The organism is Clostridium acidisoli DSM 12555, assembly GCF_900176305.1.
Lineage (GTDB): Bacteria > Bacillota > Clostridia > Clostridiales > Clostridiaceae > Clostridium_I > Clostridium_I acidisoli.
Genome location: NZ_FWXH01000013.1, coordinates 14,091 through 34,294, shown reverse-complemented (window position 1 = coordinate 34,294; position 20,204 = coordinate 14,091). Strand labels below are relative to the sequence as shown.

Below are 20,204 nucleotides of genomic sequence, written 5' to 3'. Positions count from 1 at the left end.
TGCTATTTTGGGCACATGACCTATAGCGTTGATAAGTCTTATTTTGTGTGTTTTTTTAATTCCAATGTTTCAAAAAATTACTTTTTATATCCTTTAAATTTATTTTATAGAACTCAAATATACTAAATAAATAGAGTTAATGTTAAAAACATAGAGATCAATATTTTTCACTATTCATTCACCAGTAAAAAATATTAATCTCCATGTCTAATAAATCCCTACTATTAAGTTAACATATGATTTTTTACATATCTTTTATTTTATTTTCTAATATTTCTCTAGCCATTTGTGGGTTTGCTTTTCCTTTACTCTGTTTCATAACTTGACCAACGAGGTATCCAACAGCTTGAGTCTTACCAGCTTTGTAATCTGATATAGATTGTGGATTTGCCTCAAGAACAGCTACTGCTATCTCTTCAATAGCTCCTGAATCACTAATCTGTCCAAGACCCTTTTCTTTAACAATTTCTTCTGGATGTTTTCCTGTATTAAACATATCTTCAAATACACCCTTTGCTGCTGTTACACTTAACTTTTTAGTTTCAACCATTTTTAAAAGAGAAGCCATGTCTTCTTTTTTAACTGGTATATCTTGAAATTCAATTTCTTTTTCTTTTACTAATCTAAACATGTCTGTAAGCAGCCAATTACATGCACTTTTTTTGTCAGCTCCAAGATTAACAAGTCCCTCGTAATATTCACTTAAGAACTTATCAGAAATTAAAATGTCAACTTCTTTTTCAGTAAGTCCATATCCATTTATAAACCTTTCCCTTCTCTGCACCGGAAGTTCGGGCATATCGGCTATGACACTTTCAATTAAGCTGTCTTTAACAACAATAGGTATTATGTCCGGTTCTGGAAAATATCTATAATCATTAGCATCTTCTTTAGTTCTCATAGATACAGTTTTTCCCTTACCTGCATCCCATCTTCTTGTTTCTTGAACAATTCTAAATTCTTCACCGTAGTCGTATAGCTCTTTTTGTCTCTTCTCTTCTTTTTCCAATGCTTTTTGAAGTTCTCTAAATGAACTTATATTTTTCATTTCAACCTTTGTATTTAATTCCTGCTGCCCAACTTTTCTTAAGGATATATTGGCATCACATCTTAAAGAACCTTCTTCCATTCTACAATCCGATATACCGCCGTACTCTAAAATTGACTTTATGGTTCTAAAAAACGTTACTGCTTCCTGTGGTGAATGCATATCAGGTTCCGTTACAATTTCAATAAGCGGTACACCAACACGATTATAATCTATAAGAGAATATGGTTCATATTCCATGTGGACTAACTTTCCAGCATCTTCTTCTATGTGTATTCTATTAAGTCTAACTATTCTTTTTCCATCATCAGTTTCAATATCAACATGACCTGCCCCGCATATTGGCAAGTCAAATTGTGATATTTGATATGCTTTCGGTAAATCTGGATAAAAGTAATTTTTTCTATCCATTTTATTTAATTTATTTATTTTACAATTTAGAGCCGTTCCTGCTTTTACAGCTAAATGCACCACTTCTTCATTTAAAACTGGAAGTGTGCCAGGAAGTCCCATACAAATCGGACAAGTATTTTCATTAGGTTTTGCTCCAAATTTTGTAGAGCAATTGCAGAATATTTTTGTTTTTGTTTTAAGCTCGGCATGTATTTCTAAACCTATTATAGTTTCGTAACTCATGTTCTTTCCCCCTTTCTATTTAAGTGCACCTTCAAGAGCAAATGCTGCTTTTAGTATTTTACTTTCACCAAAATGTGGTCCAAGTATTTGTACTCCTATTGGTAATCCGCTTTGACTTTTACCACAAGGCATTGAAATTCCAGGTATACCCGCAAGATTAATGTTTATTGTATAAATGTCTGCAAGATACATCTCAAGTGGGCTATTCTTCTTCTCTTTGCACTTAAATGGAAGTACTGGTGATACAGGACTTATTATAAGATCGTATTTATTAAATACTTCTTTAAATTCTTCCTTTATTTTTTTCTTAAGCTTTAATGCTCTTTTGTAATATGCATCATAATAACCTGAAGATAATACGTAGGTTCCAAGCATTATTCTTCTCTTAACTTCATCTCCAAAAGCTTCAGTCCTACTTTTTTCCATTAAGTCATATACATCTTCAAATTCCTTTGTTCTATAACCATATCTTATGCCATCAAATCTAGCTAAGTTTGAACTAGCTTCTGCTGAAGATATAACGTAATAAGCTGAAAGTCCCGCATCAGTAATTGGAAGTGAGATTTCTTCAACCTGTGCTCCAAGTGCCTTTAGTTTTTCTATACTTTCAAAAATTGATTTTTTGATTTCAGCATCCAAACCATCACCAAAAAATTCCTTTGGAACACCAATTTTCATTCCCTTTACACCGTCTTCTATTCCCTCAAGATAATCAGTATTTTCTATCTTCTTTGAACTTGTATTGTCTAAAGGATCTGTCCCTGCTATAACCTCAAGTGCAAGCGCACAGTCTCTAACATTGTTTGTAAATGGTCCAATTTGATCCAGTGAAGAACCAAAAGCTATAAGTCCAAATCTTGAAACGAGTCCATACGTTGGCTTTAATCCTACAACTCCACAAAAAGCCGCCGGTTGTCTTATGGATCCACCTGTATCTGAACCTAGTGAAAATGGAGCAAGTCTGCCACCTACTGCTGCTGCAGAACCACCAGAGGAACCTCCTGGTACCCTTTCTAAATCATGTGGATTTTTAGTAACCTTAAATGCTGAATTTTCTGTGGAGGAACCCATAGCAAATTCATCCATATTAGTTTTTCCTATAATTACTGCATCTTCAACCTTAAGTTTTTTAACCACAGTAGCATCATATGGTGGTACAAAATCCTCTAACATTTTTGATGCACAAGTTGTTTTTATTCCATCTGTACAAATGTTGTCCTTTATGGCAATTGGAACTCCTGCAAGTTTACCTACAGCTTCTCCCTTTGCTATTTTTTCATCTATTAATCTTGCATCGCTTAATGCTTTTTCCTCACATATAGTTAAATAAGAATTTATATTCCCATCTTCTTTTTTTATTTTTTCAATATAAAATTTAACTATTTCTTCTGATGTAAAAACTTTATCTCTTATACCGTCTCTTAAAGCTTCTACTGACATTTTTTCTATATCCAAGACTTCTACCTCCCATTATTCAATTATCTTAGGAACCTCTATTGCAGTGCCTCTAAGACTCTTAACATTTTGCATAAGTTTTTTCTTATCTTCAAAAACCTCTGGAACATCTTTTCTAAGCTCTGTATTTACCTCGTCAAAAGCATTTAAATCCACATCACTTAAATCCATATTATCTATAGTCTTAAAGTGAGTGAGTATGGCTTCAAATTCACTTGCCATTTTTAAAGCTTCCTCTTCTGTAAATCTTAGTTTTGATAATTTAGCTATATATTTAACTTCATCAATGCTTACCTTTTCCACTTAAATCTATCTCCTTTTTATTTATAAATAATATTTATGGAGTAATCCTCTTCATATCTCTTGGAAGTAGTGATGCTTCTCTAATGTTTTCAAGACCTAATATTTTCATTGTAAGTCTTTCAAGTCCAATTGCAAGTCCGCCATGAGGAGGCATACCATATCTAAAGTTTTCCGTATAAAACTCAAATTCTTCTGTTTTAAAGCCCATCTTAGCAATGTTTTCTACAAGCTTTTCGTAATCGTGTATTCTTTGTCCTCCAGTAGTAATTTCAAGTCCTTTGTATATAAGATCAAAGCTCTTAGTTGCTCCTTCAATTTCATCATCTGGCATTGTATACATAGGCCTCTTTGATATTGGATACTTTGTTAAAAATACAAAATCACTATTGTATTTTTCTTTTACATATTCACAAAATAATCTTTCACCCTCAGCATCAATGTTACCTTTAGGAGATCTTTTACCGTATACATCAAGAAGTATATCTTGTGCATCAAATAATGGTATTCTAGGAATCTTAACTTCATCAGGAAGTTCTATTCCATAAAGCTTTAATTCATATTCACATTCTTTTTTAAGATATTTAAAAAGATAGTTTAAGAAACCTTCTTCTAAATCCATAATCTCAAATTCATCTTCAATAAAGCCCATTTCAATATCAAGACTTACATATTCATTTAAATGTCTATAAGTATTGTGAAGCTCTGCTCTATATGCATGCCCTACTTCAAAAATCCTCTCAAAACCTGAACCTACCATCATTTGTTTATAGAACTGTGGACTTTGAGCAAGGAAAGCTCTGTGGTCAAAATAATTTACAGTAAAAAGTTCACTTCCACCTTCCGTTCCAGATGCAATTATCTTTGGAGTATAAACCTCAGTGAAATTTCTAGCCTTTAAATAGTCTTTAAAAGCATCTGCTATTTTCTCTTGAACCTTAAATACAGCTGTTATTTTAGGAGCTCTAAGACTTATAGTCCTATGATCAAGTTGTGTTTCTAATGCTGCTTTGATTTTCCCAGAATTTATTGCAAAAGGTAATTTATCATAATAAGTTTTCCCCAAAATTTTCAATTCTTCTACTTGAATTTCTATTCCATCCGGTGCTTTCTCACTCTTTACCTTTTTTCCTTTAACTGATATACACATTTCCAGTCTTAATTTAACATTTAAACTTTCATCTATAACAATTTGGATTATTCCTGTTTTATCTCTAAGCTTTACAAAGCTTATTTTCCCTAAGTCATATATTTTATGTACCCATCCTTTTAACTCTACCTCTGTACCTTCTTCTAACTTAATTACATCTTTTACATACATATTTTTCATAAAGTAAACCTCCTATACTTTTTTATATAACATAAAAAACCCCGTTCCTATATCTAACGATATAGGAACGGGGTTAAACCTTCGCGGTACCATCCTACTTAACATATAAAATGTTCTCTTTTACAGGTACAAATAACTTTTTTATCAATACCCTGTCTTTTTAACGGTAGACACCCGTTTAAGCCTACTAACATAATTAAATGCTTTCAGTTAACTGTTCAAGGATGTTCTTCAATGTAATCTTCATGTTGGGCTTTCACCTATCCCTACTCTCTAAAAATCCAATTATATTTACTCTTCCTATCATCACCATTTTTAACGTTATTGTAATTATATAACCTTATAGTCATTAATTCAATACTTTATATTTATAAAGCTAATTATTTATTATCTTGTCAATAAATAATCGATTTATTTGATATTTAGTTAAAATATAAACGTTCAAAGCAACAATATTTATTAGATTAATACCTTATTATTTTCTCAATATTAAAACTTAATTCCTTTAGCGCCTTTTCTGCATCTTCCTCTTTTTCAGATTCAGTGTATACTTTACAAAACGGTTCATTTAGATCTGGCATGATTAAAGCCCAACACTGATGGTAATTTAACCGTACCCCTTCTATCAAATCAACACAACTAAAATCATCACATTTCTCGATAATATTTCTCATAACTTTTCCTTTAAGTTCCCAAGGACAAGCTATCTCTAAATACTTCATATGATATTGTGGTATCATATCTATAATATAGGACAATGTTGACTTAAATCTAGTGATTAGGTCTATTAACAGAACACTCATACTTACCGCATCTGTTATAAGTAAATATGCATTTATTATATATTTTTTATCCTTATCCACTTCATTTTTTATATATTCATCAATTATATTTCTTTCTTCAAGTTTTGTTCTAATGAACTTTGCATTGTACATATCTGCTAGTCGCTCCACCGAGTATGATGCATCAACGCTTGTAACAATAGTTTTAAATTTAAATATGTTCAAAAGAACTAATGCTTTAATTGCTTCCTTTACCTCATCTTTAATTATATTTCCCTTTTCATCTATAAATACGTAATTATCTGCTTCATCTGAAATCCACATTCCTAAATTTGACTTTGTATCCTTAACAGTTTTACTTAAACCTTTAAGATCATGTCCATTCTCATAAACACTAAACGCTATATTTAATTCCTTAAACATATATTTCATAATTGATCCTACAATATTACTCTCTGCTACAAACACAATGCTATAATTCCCCTTTTTTATACTAGAAGTTTGCAATTTATTTAGTATATTTTTAGTATAAAGTGCCATGATATCGTTTAACTCTACAGCATTTTTAATATTCTCTGCTCTTACTCTCCTAAAATCCTCTCTCTTAAATTTGTTTTCAATTTTTTTCTTCATGACCTTCTCAATATTTAAACCATCAGCATCCATAAATACTATATTCACAATTTGATTATCCGCTTTATCAGTATGTATGTGAATAGATCCATTAAAACTTAAAAATGCGGTTGCCTTTCTAGTTACTTGAAGTGTTGTATTTAATAAATCACATACCTGTATCCCAATTGCCATGAGACCTGCTTTCAAAGACTGTTTTAACATTTTGGCAACATTATCCTCACTACAACTAACTGCTACCTTTGCATCATGGCTAAGTATGGATGCATAAGCGGACGCAAGTTTAGAAACAAATTCAGGTGTTATATCCACATTTACTTCTCCTGTTATACCTTTTTGTCCAAAAAAACTCTTTTGGTACTTTCCTCCCCAAATCAAATTTCCTCTAACTGTTTCACTATTTCCCACTATTTTATTTGGCCAAATTTTAGCCTTAGGTTTTATTACAGATCTTTTTCCAATTATACTCTCATCTCCAATGGCTGCTTCTTCAAAAACTGAAACCCAACTTTCAAGTTGAACTTTATTTGAAATAAGAGCTGCTCTTGCCTCCACATTTTTGCTTATATAACAATTGTCAAATATAACGCTTCTTTTTATTGTAGATCTATCAGATATTATATTGTCTTTTCCAATAACAGACAATGGACCTACTTCAGCATCTTCATACACCTCTGTATTATCTCCTATATATACTGGCGGATTTATTTTAACCGATGGACTTATTGAACAGTTATCTCCTATCCATACGCCTTTTCTAACTTCATTTCCTAATATTTTAACATTAACTTTTTTATTTAATATATCATAATTACATTTCATGAATTGATCTATACTACCAATATCACACCAATAGCAGTCTGCTACATATCCATATAAGCACATATTGTCTTTCATGAGTATAGGGAATAAATCATTGCTAAAGTCAAATTTCTCATTTTTCTCATAATAATTAAATATTTGTGGTTCCAATATATAAATTCCAGTATTTACTTTATCACTAAAAACTTCGCTCCAACTTGGCTTTTCAAGAAATTCAGTTATCTTATCATCATCATCAGTTACAACAACACCATATTCTAATGGCACATCAACTTCCTTTAATATAAGTGTTCCAACTCCAGCTTTTTTATTATGGAATTTCAAAGCTTCATTTAAATTGATATCTGTAATAGCATCACCACTAACAACTATAAAGGTTTCATTTAGAAATTCTTCTGCGTTTTTTACACTCCCAGCAGTACCCATGGGAATTTCTTCTGTGAAATATTGCAAATTCACACCAAGCTGGCTTCCATCCCCAAAATAATTTATTATCTCATCTGCTAAATACTGAACGGTGATTCCAATTTCTTGAATACCACTATCTCTAAGAAGTTCAATTGCGTATTGAATTACTGGCTTTCCTATTAGCGGAATCATAGGCTTAGGTATGTTACATGTTAAAGGTCTTAATCTAGTTCCCTGTCCACCTGCCATTATTATCCCCTTCATATCAATTCAATCCCCTCCAAATACATAATATTATATATTACATATTATCCAATTATTATAATTTAATTTTATCGCAAAATTTAGAATTTATCAAATATATTGAATTTTTATTTATCTATTCATATTACTCATAAAAGTTTTATAATATGTACAGGAGGTGTTTTTAATTTGAAAATCAAATTTACAGAGAATCTTGAATTAGCTTTAGATAATTTACATACCAAAGGCGCATTTTTAACCGTTCAAAATGAAGGAAAAGTAAATACAATGACTATAAGCTGGGGAAACATAGGGTATGAATGGAATAGACCAATCTTTACTATCTTAGTTAGAAAATCCAGATATACTCATGAATTTTTAGAAAAAACCAAAGAATTTACTGTAAGTATACCAACCGATGAATCTTTCAAGAATTCCCTATCAATATGTGGTTCAAAATCCGGAAGGGATATTGACAAGATTAAAGCATGTAAGCTTGAAACAATACCAAGTGAATTCGTTTCAGCTCCAGTAATAAATAGTTGTGGCATTTGTTATGAGTGTAAAATAGTTTACTCTCAAGATATGGATGTTTCAAAATTACCAGAAGAAATTAGAGATAAATCTTATAAAACCGACCCTATTCATACAATTTATTATGGAGAGATTTTAAATATTCATTATAAAAAATAAATCGCACTTTTGTGCGATTTATTTTTTATTCAACCTCAATTGCGTTTACTGGGCAGCTATCTTCTGCTTCCTTTGCCGTATCAGCTGCAGATTCTGGCACACTTTCTTTAATTTCTCCAGCTTTACCATCATCCTGCATTTCAAAAACATCTGGACAAATTGAAGGGCATAATCCACAACCTACGCACGTATCCTTATCTACATGAGCTTTCATATAAATTCCTCCTAGTGGTGACAAATAATATTAATGCTATCTTTAATATTATTGCCAACAAGTTGAGAAAAATACAATACAGATAGGTAAAAATTTTAATTCATAATAGTTAGAAATTGCGAAGTACTGGTGAAGGGTTTTCACCTGTGCTTCGCGGTGAAAAGGCGAAGGGTCGCTAAAGCGAGGTGAAGGGTTTGCCAGGCGCTTCGCTGGTCAAAGGTGATGGGTTTTCCGTGGAAAAAAGCTATGGATAACGATTTCTAAGTTTCAGATGAAAAAAACTCCACCTGAAACCAAGAACTCTGTTTATAATCTAAAGTCATTGCTCTTCATTTTTTGACCGAAGGTCGTGGCGTTCCATGCATAAGTGTTATTAGCATATTAAACTGCTATATAAGTGCCAATGCTACGGTTAAAAAAGAACGTACATAGATTTTAATTTACACAAATCTATGTACGTTCCCAGTTAAATAAAACTTACGGTTAAAACATATATTAAAGTTATCTTCAAATATTAAGACACATAAATTCATTATTTTTCCGATCTAAGAGGCAAAAATTTTCTTAGCCTTTATGGATTTATCCATAAACCCATCACCTTTTATCCGTGCAAAGCATCCGTTAAAACCCCTCACTATTGCTTCGCAATTTCTTAATATTATAATTGAACATAATTATAGCTCAAATTTAATCTTATTTAATATATCTTCATATTGTGTAGTACTGCCTATATATTCTTCTACTTTTCCAGCTTCTAAACTCTCTGTAAGATTAAGATCTATAGGCATTTCTTTAATTAATGGAATTCCTAAATATTTAGCTTGCTCTTCTGCAGATTTTTTGCTAAACACTCTTATCTTTTCATTACAGTTACCGCATCGAATGTAGGACATATTTTCTACTACTCCTAATATTGATAGGTTCATTTTTCCTATCATTATAACAATTTTCTTTACTATCATTGAAACCATGTCTTGAGGTGTGGATACAACTATCATTGATTTTACAGGTAAATTTTGCATAACCGTAAGTGCAACATCACCTGTTCCAGGAGGCATGTCTATAAGTAGATAATCAAGTTCCCCCCATTCTGTATCTTCGTATATTTGGTTTAAAGCTCCATTTATAACTGGACCTCTCCATATTACTGGTTCTTCTTCAACTTTTGTTAAAAGGTTCATTGATATAACCTTTATTCCCATTTTTGTTTCTACAGGTGTAAATTTAACGTCTGTCTTACTAAGTGGAATCATTTCTGCTCTTTTTTCATTTATACCAAAAAATCTTGGCATAGACGGCCCTGTTATATCTCCATCTAAAACCCCAACTTTATATCCAGCCTTTTTTAGTTCTATTGCAAGTATTCCAGTGACTGTTGACTTTCCAACTCCACCTTTACCGCTTATAACACCTATTATGTTTTTTATTTCACCATATTTAGGTTTCATTTTATTGTCTTCTAATTTACAATTTTCTTTATTATTACAACCATCTTTGCTAGCACAACTATCACAATTACTCATAAAAATCCTCCTAGTTTATCTAAAAATCTGAGCTTTTGGTATCACTTATATATATATTCCATCCAGAGCCCTCATTTATCCCAACAACATAATATTTTTTTTCTTCCTTAGTTGTATTGTCATCGAAAACTACCATGCTCTTATATATGTAAGCATTTTTATAACTATTTTTTACATTGGAAATAGTGTATGTAAAATTTCCTCTTTTATAACCTTCCGTTGTTATAGTTTCCTTAACATCACAAGGGTCGTCAGACTTATCTAAAATTTTTACATTTGAAGGTAAAGATTTTTGAAAATCATCTAAATCTGAAGAAAATACATATTTAAGCGCATCTAAATCATCGTTTATATCTATTCCTATAGACTTATTATTTTTAGTACTCGCTCTATATTTATCAATACACTGACTTATAAACGTATAGTATATTTTGTTAAAGTCTTTTGGTGTCCTGTCATCATTAAATTGATTTAAAATTTCATTATCTATTCTATTTGTAACAATATAATTTTTATCTTTAGAATATAGGTTTCCACCATCATTTTTATCTAACCCAACTATATAATTAAATTCATGAACTACCTTGTCATTTTCATAAAGATCAAAAACATAATCTGGTTTTAAAGAAGACCTTGTATCTACAGGCTTAGCACTAGATAATATATCATATATTTCTGAAATTGCAACTGAATTATTTAATGTGAATTTATATCCACTATCTCTTGTACTTTGTATTACAACCTTTTTTACTTTATTTTGCTTCATATACTCGAAATCATTGTTTTTGAGTCCAAGCTTTACCTGTGCTTTATCAATTTGATTACATCCAGATAGTATGGTTACAATTATCAAAAAAAGACATACAAGAACTAAGTTTATTCTTTTCACCAAGACCGCTCCTTTTTATAGAGTCTAAATATTTTTATACCTAATTATTATACGTCTTATTTTATGCCCAATCAACCTGTTTATTGTTTTTTCATTGTTTCTACAATGGCTTTAAATACAGATGGCATATTAGCGTTAGTTTTATCCTCCCTAATATAGAAGGCAAATCTAATAAAAACATTATCCTGTTTAATAAAATACTCATATGCATAAAATACATTTCCATGAGCATTCATCTTATATTTTACTAGGTATGCGTCTTTATTGTTGATCAATATATTGTATATGTTAAAGTTTTTAACCTTGTTTTCTCTTTCAGAGTTTTTTTTGCTCATATCTAAAAATTCTTTAAGGCTGCCCCTATAGTTCCATACCTGCACAAAGCCGTTTATACCATCATTTTCTGATTTAAAATTATTATGATATGTTATCTCATTGCCGGGAAAACTTTCGATATTTGTTTCCCATTTACTTGGCAATTTATAGGTAGTATTATATTCTTCAATCTTGTACTCCTTAAGCTCTCCTAAATTATTCTGTATAAAAGCTGTAGCTCTAATTCTTCCATCTAATTTTATTCCAATACAAAAAATAAATATCATAAGTCCCATTACTACAAATATTACTCCAAGTTTTTTTCTATCTATAATAAGTACTTGCACATAAATCCCTCCTCATATATAAGCTTTTAATCATATGACTTATGTAAACAAAACGGTATAAGCAAAATCCACATAAAAAATGCTTATTTTACCTACACCGACCTTTCTATAACCTCACTTGTTTGTTGGGATAACAACCACTGCTCTTTTAAAGTCATAAAATAGCATCCAATAACCGTTTTCTCCTCTTAAGTCACTATCTCTGTTTACAAAGCTTACAAAGCCGTATCTTCCAGAAAATGGTTGGTCTTTGTGTTCTTTCGTTCCAGGAACTCCATACATAATATACTTTACATTATTAGATTTATCATATTTATAACCTACAATGTAGTGCCGATGTTTTATTATATATGGATAATAATTAATCATTGGATAATATATTATTGCATATTTGTTATAACTATTTGCCCTATACATATCATCTATAGAATTTACTGGAACCTCAAACCACCTACTTCTTCCTATTTCTGAAAATCCATCCTCAAATGGTTCTAGGTCTTCTACAAGTCCATCAAAAAATTCCTGGGCTTTACTTTTGTCCTTATGTTTTTTTCTGCTATAGCTGCTTTCTATATTTTTATTTATTTCTTCATTCTGTCTTACCTCTGCTTTCTGCACTTTTTGTGCTTCCTTAACCTCCTTCAATTCTTGCACTTCTTGCACTTCTTGCACCTCTTGCTTCTCTTCCTTGCTTGTGTTCTTTGGTTCATTCTCTTCATTATTTTCTATAGTTTCATTTACATCTAAATCTTCTATAACATTACTGGCATCAATTACATCATCATATTCCTGTTTAATTTCGCTTATTTCCACTTTCTTATCAGATATATTATCTACCTTAACATTAACTTCATCTTTATTATCATTTTTCATTTCTTTTTTACTAATTTTTTCTTGTACTTTTATTGGTGCCTCTTTTGTTTGCTTTATCTTTTCTATTTCCTCTTCATACTTATCAAAGTCTTTCACATCATTATTGGTTAATTTAACAGCATCCGTTGGCTTTTTTCCCATGTCCATTAAATCATATCTCTTCCAATCCTTTGGTTTTTCATTAGTAGTAAATCCACTTAAAACAGGTATTAAGCTATCATCTAAATATTTAACAACAGCTGCCCCACTTACTTTGTCTACAGCTATGCTGCTTCCTCCAATATTTGAAGCCTCAAATTCCTTACAAATTTCAGCCCTCCCGGTATTGTCTATGTTCAATTCAGATAGTTTTATTAATTTTCTTTCGTCTTTTTTATTACAAATAAGCATTATATAATATGGTTTCATTTCTATCTTCAAATTCTGAACATAAAAGGTAATCTTGCATTTACCACTTTTTACTTCTAATTTTGCATAACCTGTTGGCATTTTATCAGACGATAGCCCATACCCTTTTTCGTCTTCTTGAAGTATTATAAAATATCTACTATAATTTTTTCTCTGACTCAACCTTTTTGTCCCCCCATAATATTTTATACAATACAATATATGAATTGAACGTAAAAAAAGAACTGTTAAAAGACTTATAAATCTTTTAACAGTTCTTTTTTTTATATATTTCATTGGATAAGTTTGCAAATTCCTCAATAGATAAGGTTTCTCCTCTTCTTTTAGGATCTATATTAGCATTTAAAAATGCCTGTTCATAAGCTTCCTTATCTAACTTCAGCACCTTCAGTGCATTCCATAATGTTTTTCTTCTCATGTTAAATGCACTTCTTATAACCATAAAAAATAGTTTTTCATCTTTAACCTTAACTCTCGGTTCATTTAATTTATCTAGTTTTATTACTATTGAATCCACCTTAGGTTGCGGAATGAATGCTGTTGGTGGAACCTTTCTTACTATATTAGCATCACAGTAGTATTGAACAAGAAGTGATAGTGCTCCATAATCTTTACAATCAGGTTTTGATGCCATTCTTTCAGCTACTTCTTTTTGTATCATAATTGTTAACGATTTAAATTTATAACCCTCTATTAAAATTTTAGTTATAATAGGTGTTGTTACATAGTATGGAAGATTTGCAACAACTTTTACTGAAGTCTCATCTCCAATAATCTTGTTAAAATCAATTTTTAGTGCATCTTCATTTATTAATGTAAAATTTTCAAAATCATTTAGCTCTTCCTGAAGAATTGGTATAAGGCTACTATCAAGTTCAACAGCACATACCTTTTTTGCAGAATCGAGAAGCAATCTTGTAAGCGTTCCAACACCAGGGCCAATTTCTATTATAAAATCATCTTTTGTTATATTTGCACCATCAACAATATCTTTTAGAACCTCATCATCCGTTAAAAAATTCTGGCCTAAACTCTTTGTAAACTTAAATCCATATTTTTTAACTATGTCCTTAGTTTTTTGTTCCTGCATATTATATCTCCTTCTCAGCTTTTTTTATGGCCTCTACTAATTCTTCCTTAGTAATTTCAAAACTATTTAATCTGTTTAAAAATTGAGCTGAATTTGCATATCCAATTCCAAGTTGCCTTCCCACTGCATCTCTTCTCTCTCTAGCTTTTTTATCTGAAGTTAATTTAAAAAACATCATATCTTGTATGTTAAACGTTTCTATCTTCTCAGTGCTTTCAAATTTTGCAATTTTTAGTGCTCTTATTATATCTTTGGGTAATGCATTTTCAACACCTATATCCCCATCTTTTGTTCCTTCTTTTTGAGAGATCCTTGCGTGCTTTACCCCTTTTACTCTTTTAGTAATTATTCTTCTTATTTTTTCACCAGCAAAATCAGGGTCTGTAAATACTATTACTCCTCTTCTTTTCTGGGCATCTATTATTTTATCAATAACTTTTTTATTTATTCCAAAGCCACCAACTGCTATTACATCAGCCTCAACTGCTCTTTTAATGGCCGATATATCGTCTCTTCCTTCTACTACAATTACTTCTTTTATCATATTTTCCTCCAAATTTATAGTTATATACAATTATATCATAGTGGATAAAAAAAAGGAGCCTTTAGCTCCTAATTTAAAATGTATACATCGACGCTCTTAGCGCCCCAGTTGTAACAATCACCTGTACTATTAAAGAATAAATCTACTCGGTTTCCCTTTATTAAACCACCAGTATCTTCAGCTATTCCATAGCCATAACCTGGAACATAAAGTTTCGTGCCTAATGGAATTACTCTAGGATCAACGGATATGGAACTATATCCATTTGCATCTCTCTTTGTCCTAGTTCCAGACGCAGTTATACCAAATCCTAAATCATCAGTATATCCTGTTGCTAAAGCACTAATCTTTTTCTTATAAACAGCTCTACTGCCTCTATTTGCCACGACCACACCAAGTGTTCCCTGTTTTATAACTGCATTAACAGGTGCACTTTTAACTACCTCGCTCATTATATTTCTTGCTACTTCTTTTCCATCTTCGTAAATAGCATTTACTGTTAACTCTTTTATTCCTGATGAACCTTGTTGAATGACTTGGTTTTGATCATTTGGCATACTATCATCTTTTTGGACAATAGTGTCAAAGGCTATTGGCTGCTCTTCTGTAAACGTTTTGGAAATAACTCTCGTAACTACTATTTTCATTCCCTTTTTTACAGATGCATCTTTAGAAGGCTTTACTTTGTCAAGATTATTTAGTGAAACGCCCTCTGACTTTAACAATTTTCGAACTGAATTTTCTGCAGATTTAATCTTTAAATCTTTACCATCTACAAGTATTTCTAAACCTACTGCTTTTTTTATATCTATTTCCTGTCCATTCTTAATCTTTGTGTCTACACTAGGCTCAATTTTATCCTTGGGTCCTAATTCTATTTTATTTTGCTCTAATACTTCTTTAACAGTGTTTTTATAAGAAACAATTTTTGTTTTCTTACCTTCAATAGATACTGTTAAAACTTTTCTAAAGCCTACTACATATACAGTACTAATTACTATTATTACTGCAAGCAATAAAACTAGAGCTACAATAGGACCTCTTGAAAGGTTATTCTTCTTTTTTGTTAGAATATCTTTCAAATTTTGCAACATTCCAATCCCCCCCTTGAGCAAGAGTCTTTAACATTATAACTGCTAAGTATTAATAATGTCAAATTACCTGCCAGTTTTAGTTAAAACCAGAAAATGCAGTATATGCATAAACAAATATAAATATATGATAGCCTTATCTAACTTCTTGATTTTAACTTAGCTTATAGAATTGGTACTGGATCAGTAGTAAATTTTATGCAGCCACTTGGTAAAATATATTATTTATTACATATATTACACCTATATTATAAATTAAACAACCTCTTTGTATTCGCTATAGTCTGATTTTTAACATTTATTGGAATATCTCTCCTTATATCTGCTATTTTCTCTGCTATATACTCTATGTAATCAGATCTATTCCTTTTACCTCTATTAGGCTCAGGGGCCATGTAGGGGCAATCTGTCTCAAGTAACATCCTATCTTCAGGTACAATTTTTGCTACTTCTACGATTTTCTTGGCGTTTTTAAATGTAACTACACCTGTAAACCCAATATAATAACCTAGTTTAAGACATTCTTTTGCAAATTCTGAGCTACCTGAAAAACAATGAATTACTCCTATAACTTTAGGAAATTTTTTTAATATATTTAAAGTATCTTCGTGTGCATCCCTATCATGAATTACTACAGGAAGATTAAGCTTTTCTGCTAATTCCATTTGCTTTATAAATGCATTTTTCTGAATCTCTCTGCTTGGATTTTCTTCATAATGATAATCTAATCCTATTTCCCCTATAGCTCTTACTTTCTTATTTTCTGCAAGCTCCTTTAATTTACTTATTACTTCTTCATCCACAATGTCAGCAAATTCAGGATGTATACCAACCGCAGCATAAAAAATATTATATTTATCTGCAAGCTTTACAGAGTCTATTGCTCCTTGAAGAGATGCACCACAATTTAATATGCCTACAATATCATTTTCTATAAGTTCCTGGATTACTTTATCTCTATCTTCATTAAAAGACTCATCATCATAATGTGCATGTGAATCAAAAATCATACTATCAACCCCTACTATTTATTAATGGCTTTAAGTCATAATAACAAAACCTTATGCTTAATATTATAACATTTATTTATATTATCATCCAAACCTTAAGTGTATAATTCAGTATATACTTGGCATACTATTATATATAAAGGTCATTCATATGGCTTTCATTTTAGTTATTCAGGAGGTTTTTTAATGTTAGGTACAGTAAAATGGTTTAATTCTCAAAAAGGATTTGGTTTTATAACAACCGAAGAAGGTAACGATGTATTTGTTCATTATTCTGGAATTGAAGATTCTGGATTCAAAAATCTTGAAGAAGGTCAAAAAGTAGAATTTGATTTGACTCAAGGTCAAAAAGGGGATCAGGCTATTAATGTAAAAAAGGCTTAACCTCTATATATATTAATACTGATTTTAAAAATACATTATAATAAGAGGGTTTTTCAAAATAAATTTAACCATTTTGAAAAACCCTTTTATTATCTTTAATTTTATACAGTATACATTACAAAAAAATATTTATTAACTTATAATCATAAGTCTAATTAAAGCATAAAATATATTATTGATTATTTTTAATCATGTATAGAGTTCAGTAGAGGTGTTTGTCTATGAAAAATTATGACCTGTCCGTAGCTACTCTTGTTATTGGAATAATTGGTTTAATACTTAGTTTTATACCTATATTAAATTTTTTCGGAATATTTTTTTGTGTAATAGGTTTTATTATCGGATTTAAACTAAAGCTTAAAAATTCAAAATCAAAAACAATTATTAAAGGTGATTCTTTAGTAACCTCGGGAATCGTGCTTTGTATTATGGGCTTAATTGTCTTCATAATTGTTACTACTATTATGGGAATATTTGCAGCCTCATTGTAAATTAATTGACTATATAAATCTATTATACTAACTACCTTCATTGTTAGAGGCACTTTATATAAGCTGCGCCTCTAACCACTACTTTACAAATTATCTAAGAGACCATGATTTTTATTTGAGCTAAGTGAACTTTCTAATGGAAGCTATAATAAGTGAAATAACAGGAAATAGCATTATAAATGGAATCACAAATACAGAATATATACTTGCTAGATACGATTCATCTACTGGTGAATTGAACATACTAATTGATAATATAATACTTATGATTCCAACAGGAATTGTCAATGGTTTATAAGATCGTAATTTTAAACATTGAGCGATAGATAACACTGTTGCATAATAAAAAATACAAATTTTCAAAAACACATTAAATAACAATATTATTGCAACCAATACTTCTACCCTTGTAATAATTTCGCCAATATTTACAAGCTTTGCTACTTGATATTCTGGCTGAACATCCATATAACCTATATTTCCAATCACAGATATGTTTCGTACTATTACACTAAAGAAAAACAAACTTCCAATAATCAAACCTAAAAATACAGATTTTTTCACATTTTTCACATCATTAACATATGGAAAAATCATTAGAAATACAATTATTTCACCAAGTGGAATAGCCACTATGATATTAGTTGCCATAATAAATTCTTTTAAATTTATTTGAAAAATTGGTAAGAAGTTCGATAAATTTATATCCTTTATTGTAAATATTGTAATTAATACAAATGCTAGTATTGTTAACACTGATAAAATAAAGCCGGTTCTAGCTATAACTTCTAATCCTTTTTTTACTGTATAATTACATGTAATTATTATAATTATTGTAAATACACTAATATCTGTTTTTGGAAAAAGGTATGTAGAAAAAAAATCCACTATAAATCTTACATTTGTACAGATTATAAACCAGAAAAAGAATATATATAGTAGCGATATCACCTTTCCAAACTTTTCACCATATATTGCATTGTTTATCTCTATTAAATTCTTATGTGGAAACTTTTTATTTAAAGACGTATAGACCAATAATACAGGTAATATTATAATAAATCCTGCTAATAAAACTATCCAGGTGTTTTGTTTTGTGATTCCACTTATGAAAGATGCTGTAAGTGTAGAAGCTTGAAGTAATCCAATAACTAAAAACAATAATTGTTCGTTTGATATTATACCTTTTTCAATCTTCATAAATACTACTACCTCTATGTATAAAATTTATTTTTATTTATAATTCAAATGCAATACATCTTTCACCAAATATTCCATTCCTTTTGCAGGATTTGGTATAGGTATGTCTTTAACCTGTAGCACACTCATTACAAATGCTATAAATAAAAATACAGAAAATACTTTAAGTTCATACCAATGTTTATTTTTAATTAAACTTGGTGCTTCAAAAAATATTATGCCTATGAAAATAATTATTAGTAAAAATATCATTTTTTATGCCTCTTCTATAATTAATACTATTTAGCCATAATAGGCTTAGTAATTCTGCCTGTTCTTTTTAACTTTGCATTCACATTAACATCTACATGTATATTTTGAAAAATTTTATTCCAATCTTTTTGCATTTCATCCCATTTCTTAGGATAATGTTGATATATAATATCTCCAAATCCAAATATATCAGCGTTTAACTCTCGTGCTTTTTTTAATGCTGACATTACTTCTTCCTTTATACTGTCCTCCTCACATCTTTGAAGAACCTCAAAAGCTTTTGGATTTGCTAAATCTTCAGAAGAAGTTTCATCCTGTAAATCTCCTTCTTGTTTTATTTGTATTTTTATACTTGCTTGATTATCTTTTATTTGAGGGATTATTTTACTGCTTACATATGTTGTTGCAATATTTACTTCATTCTTCCCATCTGATGTACTTACGGTAACGACTCCATCTTTAACTTCATTAATTGCCCATAAAAGCCCTCTTGTTTCTTTTTTATCAAGGGTTCCAATCATTTTATCCTTCTTAAACACTGCTGTTTCTTTAAGATATGCTATTTTTTTATCATTTTCATTTGATACCTCAATTATTGGAACAATAGCAGATGTAGTTTTACTCATCATCCTAGAAGCAAAATCTTTTAAATTTACAGCAGGTATTTGTGATGTATCTTGTTCATTTTTAACCAATTCTCCTATACTTCTGCCTGGAGCATTCTCAAAATCTGGCTTTATATTCAGTATGTCGCTGGCTGATCCTTTAGATACTAAAATCCACACCAAAAGCCGTGTCTCTCGATAGCGTAAGAAAAAGTCCATATACTTTTCAACTCCTGCTATAGCTGCATCTTCTCCTAATATAATGACTTGATTGTGTGAAAAGAACAATTTACGATTTAACTTACGACTAAATTCTTTTATGCACTCAGATATACTTCTCCCATCTTCTTTTAAATTTAAATAATCAGTATTTCCTCCACTATTACCGCTACCTTTTGAAGCACTACTTTGTAATATCTTTGCCATTTGAATAGTCAATTCCATTGTGTCCTTTTCTTTTCCTTTATCAATTCCAACCCCCATTACAATGGCTAGTTTATTTAGCTCACTAGAACTCTCACAAGAGGTTAGATTTAAAGCCATAAAAATACATATAATTATTTTCACCCATATCTTTATGTATTTTTTCATTAGATTCACCTCATATAAATTAACCTA

The 20,204-nt window shown here is 30.4% G+C and carries 20 protein-coding genes and 1 other annotated feature; of the genes, 2 read left to right on the top strand and 18 right to left on the bottom strand.

The window, feature by feature from the left end:
* Positions 1–244: 244 nt before the first annotated feature.
* From gatB to B8978_RS13930, 5 genes are all read right to left on the bottom strand, one after another.
* Positions 245–1,684 carry an Asp-tRNA(Asn)/Glu-tRNA(Gln) amidotransferase subunit GatB gene (gatB, locus tag B8978_RS13950; RefSeq protein ID WP_084116658.1) on the bottom strand — a complete coding sequence of 480 codons (1,440 nt, stop codon included), beginning with the start codon at positions 1,682–1,684 and terminating at the stop codon, positions 245–247.
* 15 nt (positions 1,685–1,699) lie between these two features.
* Positions 1,700–3,124, bottom strand: coding sequence for an Asp-tRNA(Asn)/Glu-tRNA(Gln) amidotransferase subunit GatA (gene gatA, locus B8978_RS13945; RefSeq protein ID WP_139796058.1), 1,425 nt, complete (start codon positions 3,122–3,124; stop codon positions 1,700–1,702).
* Positions 3,125–3,154: 30 nt separating this feature from the next.
* Positions 3,155–3,442 (bottom strand): Asp-tRNA(Asn)/Glu-tRNA(Gln) amidotransferase subunit GatC, encoded by a 288-nt coding sequence (gatC, locus tag B8978_RS13940; protein ID WP_084116656.1) that lies wholly within the window; start codon positions 3,440–3,442, stop codon positions 3,155–3,157.
* A gap of 34 nt (positions 3,443–3,476) precedes the next feature.
* A complete protein-coding gene (gene aspS, locus B8978_RS13935) occupies positions 3,477–4,769 on the bottom strand; it encodes an aspartate--tRNA(Asn) ligase (protein WP_084116655.1) in 1,293 nt (430 codons plus the stop codon).
* A gap of 60 nt (positions 4,770–4,829) precedes the next feature.
* Positions 4,830–5,085 (bottom strand) — a binding site (T-box leader).
* A 148-nt stretch (positions 5,086–5,233) separates the two neighbouring features.
* Positions 5,234–7,678, bottom strand: a complete 2,445-nt coding sequence (locus B8978_RS13930) for a sugar phosphate nucleotidyltransferase (RefSeq protein ID WP_084116654.1) — start codon at positions 7,676–7,678, stop codon at positions 5,234–5,236.
* Positions 7,679–7,846: 168 nt separating this feature from the next.
* Here B8978_RS13930 and B8978_RS13925 point away from each other — a divergent pair, with 168 nt between their 5' ends.
* Positions 7,847–8,350, top strand: coding sequence for a flavin reductase family protein (locus tag B8978_RS13925; RefSeq protein WP_084116653.1), 504 nt, complete (start codon positions 7,847–7,849; stop codon positions 8,348–8,350).
* 25 nt (positions 8,351–8,375) lie between these two features.
* On the opposite strand, the gene B8978_RS13920 is transcribed toward B8978_RS13925, so the two are convergent.
* The 9 genes from B8978_RS13920 to B8978_RS13880 form a co-directional block, all read right to left on the bottom strand.
* On the bottom strand, positions 8,376–8,564 hold the full coding sequence (locus B8978_RS13920) for a ferredoxin (RefSeq protein WP_084116652.1): 189 nt from the start codon (positions 8,562–8,564) through the stop codon (positions 8,376–8,378).
* Positions 8,565–9,238: 674 nt separating this feature from the next.
* The gene (locus B8978_RS13915) at positions 9,239–10,087 is read right to left on the bottom strand and encodes an Mrp/NBP35 family ATP-binding protein (RefSeq protein ID WP_084116651.1); all 849 of its coding nucleotides are present in this window, start codon (positions 10,085–10,087) and stop codon (positions 9,239–9,241) included.
* Positions 10,088–10,106: 19 nt separating this feature from the next.
* Positions 10,107–10,976: a YhfM domain-containing protein gene (locus B8978_RS13910; RefSeq protein ID WP_084116650.1), complete on the bottom strand. Its 870-nt coding sequence runs from the start codon at positions 10,974–10,976 to the stop codon at positions 10,107–10,109.
* Between the two features lie 80 nt (positions 10,977–11,056).
* The gene (locus tag B8978_RS13905; RefSeq protein WP_084116649.1) at positions 11,057–11,638 is read right to left on the bottom strand and encodes a PsbP-related protein; all 582 of its coding nucleotides are present in this window, start codon (positions 11,636–11,638) and stop codon (positions 11,057–11,059) included.
* 114 nt (positions 11,639–11,752) lie between these two features.
* Positions 11,753–13,081 (bottom strand): hypothetical protein, encoded by a 1,329-nt coding sequence (locus tag B8978_RS13900; protein WP_084116695.1) that lies wholly within the window; start codon positions 13,079–13,081, stop codon positions 11,753–11,755.
* Between the two features lie 85 nt (positions 13,082–13,166).
* Positions 13,167–14,009, bottom strand: coding sequence for a 16S rRNA (adenine(1518)-N(6)/adenine(1519)-N(6))-dimethyltransferase RsmA (gene rsmA, locus B8978_RS13895; protein WP_084116648.1), 843 nt, complete (start codon positions 14,007–14,009; stop codon positions 13,167–13,169).
* A gap of 1 nt (position 14,010) precedes the next feature.
* On the bottom strand, positions 14,011–14,553 hold the full coding sequence (gene rnmV / locus B8978_RS13890; protein ID WP_084116647.1) for a ribonuclease M5: 543 nt from the start codon (positions 14,551–14,553) through the stop codon (positions 14,011–14,013).
* A 68-nt stretch (positions 14,554–14,621) separates the two neighbouring features.
* The gene (locus B8978_RS13885; protein ID WP_139796056.1) at positions 14,622–15,647 is read right to left on the bottom strand and encodes a ubiquitin-like domain-containing protein; all 1,026 of its coding nucleotides are present in this window, start codon (positions 15,645–15,647) and stop codon (positions 14,622–14,624) included.
* Positions 15,648–15,892: 245 nt separating this feature from the next.
* Positions 15,893–16,654 carry a TatD family hydrolase gene (locus B8978_RS13880; protein ID WP_084116646.1) on the bottom strand — a complete coding sequence of 254 codons (762 nt, stop codon included), beginning with the start codon at positions 16,652–16,654 and terminating at the stop codon, positions 15,893–15,895.
* 186 nt (positions 16,655–16,840) lie between these two features.
* On the opposite strand from B8978_RS13880, the gene B8978_RS13875 reads away from it, so the two are divergent.
* The gene (locus B8978_RS13875; RefSeq protein WP_084116645.1) at positions 16,841–17,038 is read left to right on the top strand and encodes a cold-shock protein; all 198 of its coding nucleotides are present in this window, start codon (positions 16,841–16,843) and stop codon (positions 17,036–17,038) included.
* Positions 17,039–17,267: 229 nt separating this feature from the next.
* Here the strand turns inward: B8978_RS13875 and B8978_RS19885 are convergent, their stop codons facing one another.
* The 4 genes from B8978_RS19885 to B8978_RS13855 all read right to left on the bottom strand — a co-directional run bounded on the left by B8978_RS19885 (position 17,268) and on the right by B8978_RS13855 (position 20,177).
* On the bottom strand, positions 17,268–17,570 hold the full coding sequence (locus B8978_RS19885) for a hypothetical protein (RefSeq protein ID WP_176212702.1): 303 nt from the start codon (positions 17,568–17,570) through the stop codon (positions 17,268–17,270).
* A gap of 79 nt (positions 17,571–17,649) precedes the next feature.
* Complete coding sequence (locus tag B8978_RS13865; RefSeq protein WP_084116643.1) at positions 17,650–18,729, bottom strand: GerAB/ArcD/ProY family transporter; 1,080 nt, start codon at positions 18,727–18,729, stop codon at positions 17,650–17,652.
* Between the two features lie 33 nt (positions 18,730–18,762).
* Positions 18,763–18,981, bottom strand: a complete 219-nt coding sequence (locus B8978_RS13860) for a hypothetical protein (protein ID WP_084116642.1) — start codon at positions 18,979–18,981, stop codon at positions 18,763–18,765.
* Positions 18,982–19,007: 26 nt separating this feature from the next.
* Entirely contained in the window at positions 19,008–20,177 is a 1,170-nt protein-coding gene (locus B8978_RS13855) for a Ger(x)C family spore germination protein (protein ID WP_084116641.1), read from the bottom strand.
* Positions 20,178–20,204 lie beyond the last annotated feature (27 nt).

Excerpts from the sequence above, each read along its gene's own strand:
- gatB (WP_084116658.1), bottom strand. The coding sequence starts at position 1,684 with ATGAGTTACGAAACTATAATAGGTTTAGAAATACATGCCGAGCTTAAA.
- gatA (WP_139796058.1), bottom strand. The coding sequence starts at position 3,124 with ATGTCAGTAGAAGCTTTAAGAGACGGTATAAGAGATAAAGTTTTTACA.
- aspS (WP_084116655.1), bottom strand. The coding sequence starts at position 4,769 with ATGAAAAATATGTATGTAAAAGATGTAATTAAGTTAGAAGAAGGTACA.
- B8978_RS13930 (WP_084116654.1), bottom strand. The coding sequence starts at position 7,678 with ATGAAGGGGATAATAATGGCAGGTGGACAGGGAACTAGATTAAGACCT.
- B8978_RS13920 (WP_084116652.1), bottom strand. The coding sequence starts at position 8,564 with ATGAAAGCTCATGTAGATAAGGATACGTGCGTAGGTTGTGGATTATGC.
- B8978_RS13915 (WP_084116651.1), bottom strand. The coding sequence starts at position 10,087 with ATGAGTAATTGTGATAGTTGTGCTAGCAAAGATGGTTGTAATAATAAA.
- rsmA (WP_084116648.1), bottom strand. The coding sequence starts at position 14,009 with ATGCAGGAACAAAAAACTAAGGACATAGTTAAAAAATATGGATTTAAG.
- rnmV (WP_084116647.1), bottom strand. The coding sequence starts at position 14,553 with ATGATAAAAGAAGTAATTGTAGTAGAAGGAAGAGACGATATATCGGCC.
- B8978_RS13885 (WP_139796056.1), bottom strand. The coding sequence starts at position 15,647 with ATGTTGCAAAATTTGAAAGATATTCTAACAAAAAAGAAGAATAACCTT.
- B8978_RS13880 (WP_084116646.1), bottom strand. The coding sequence starts at position 16,654 with ATGATTTTTGATTCACATGCACATTATGATGATGAGTCTTTTAATGAA.
- B8978_RS13875 (WP_084116645.1), top strand. The coding sequence starts at position 16,841 with ATGTTAGGTACAGTAAAATGGTTTAATTCTCAAAAAGGATTTGGTTTT.
- B8978_RS19885 (WP_176212702.1), bottom strand. The coding sequence starts at position 17,570 with ATGAAGGTAGTTAGTATAATAGATTTATATAGTCAATTAATTTACAAT.
- B8978_RS13865 (WP_084116643.1), bottom strand. The coding sequence starts at position 18,729 with ATGAAGATTGAAAAAGGTATAATATCAAACGAACAATTATTGTTTTTA.
- B8978_RS13860 (WP_084116642.1), bottom strand. The coding sequence starts at position 18,981 with ATGATATTTTTACTAATAATTATTTTCATAGGCATAATATTTTTTGAA.
- B8978_RS13855 (WP_084116641.1), bottom strand. The coding sequence starts at position 20,177 with ATGAAAAAATACATAAAGATATGGGTGAAAATAATTATATGTATTTTT.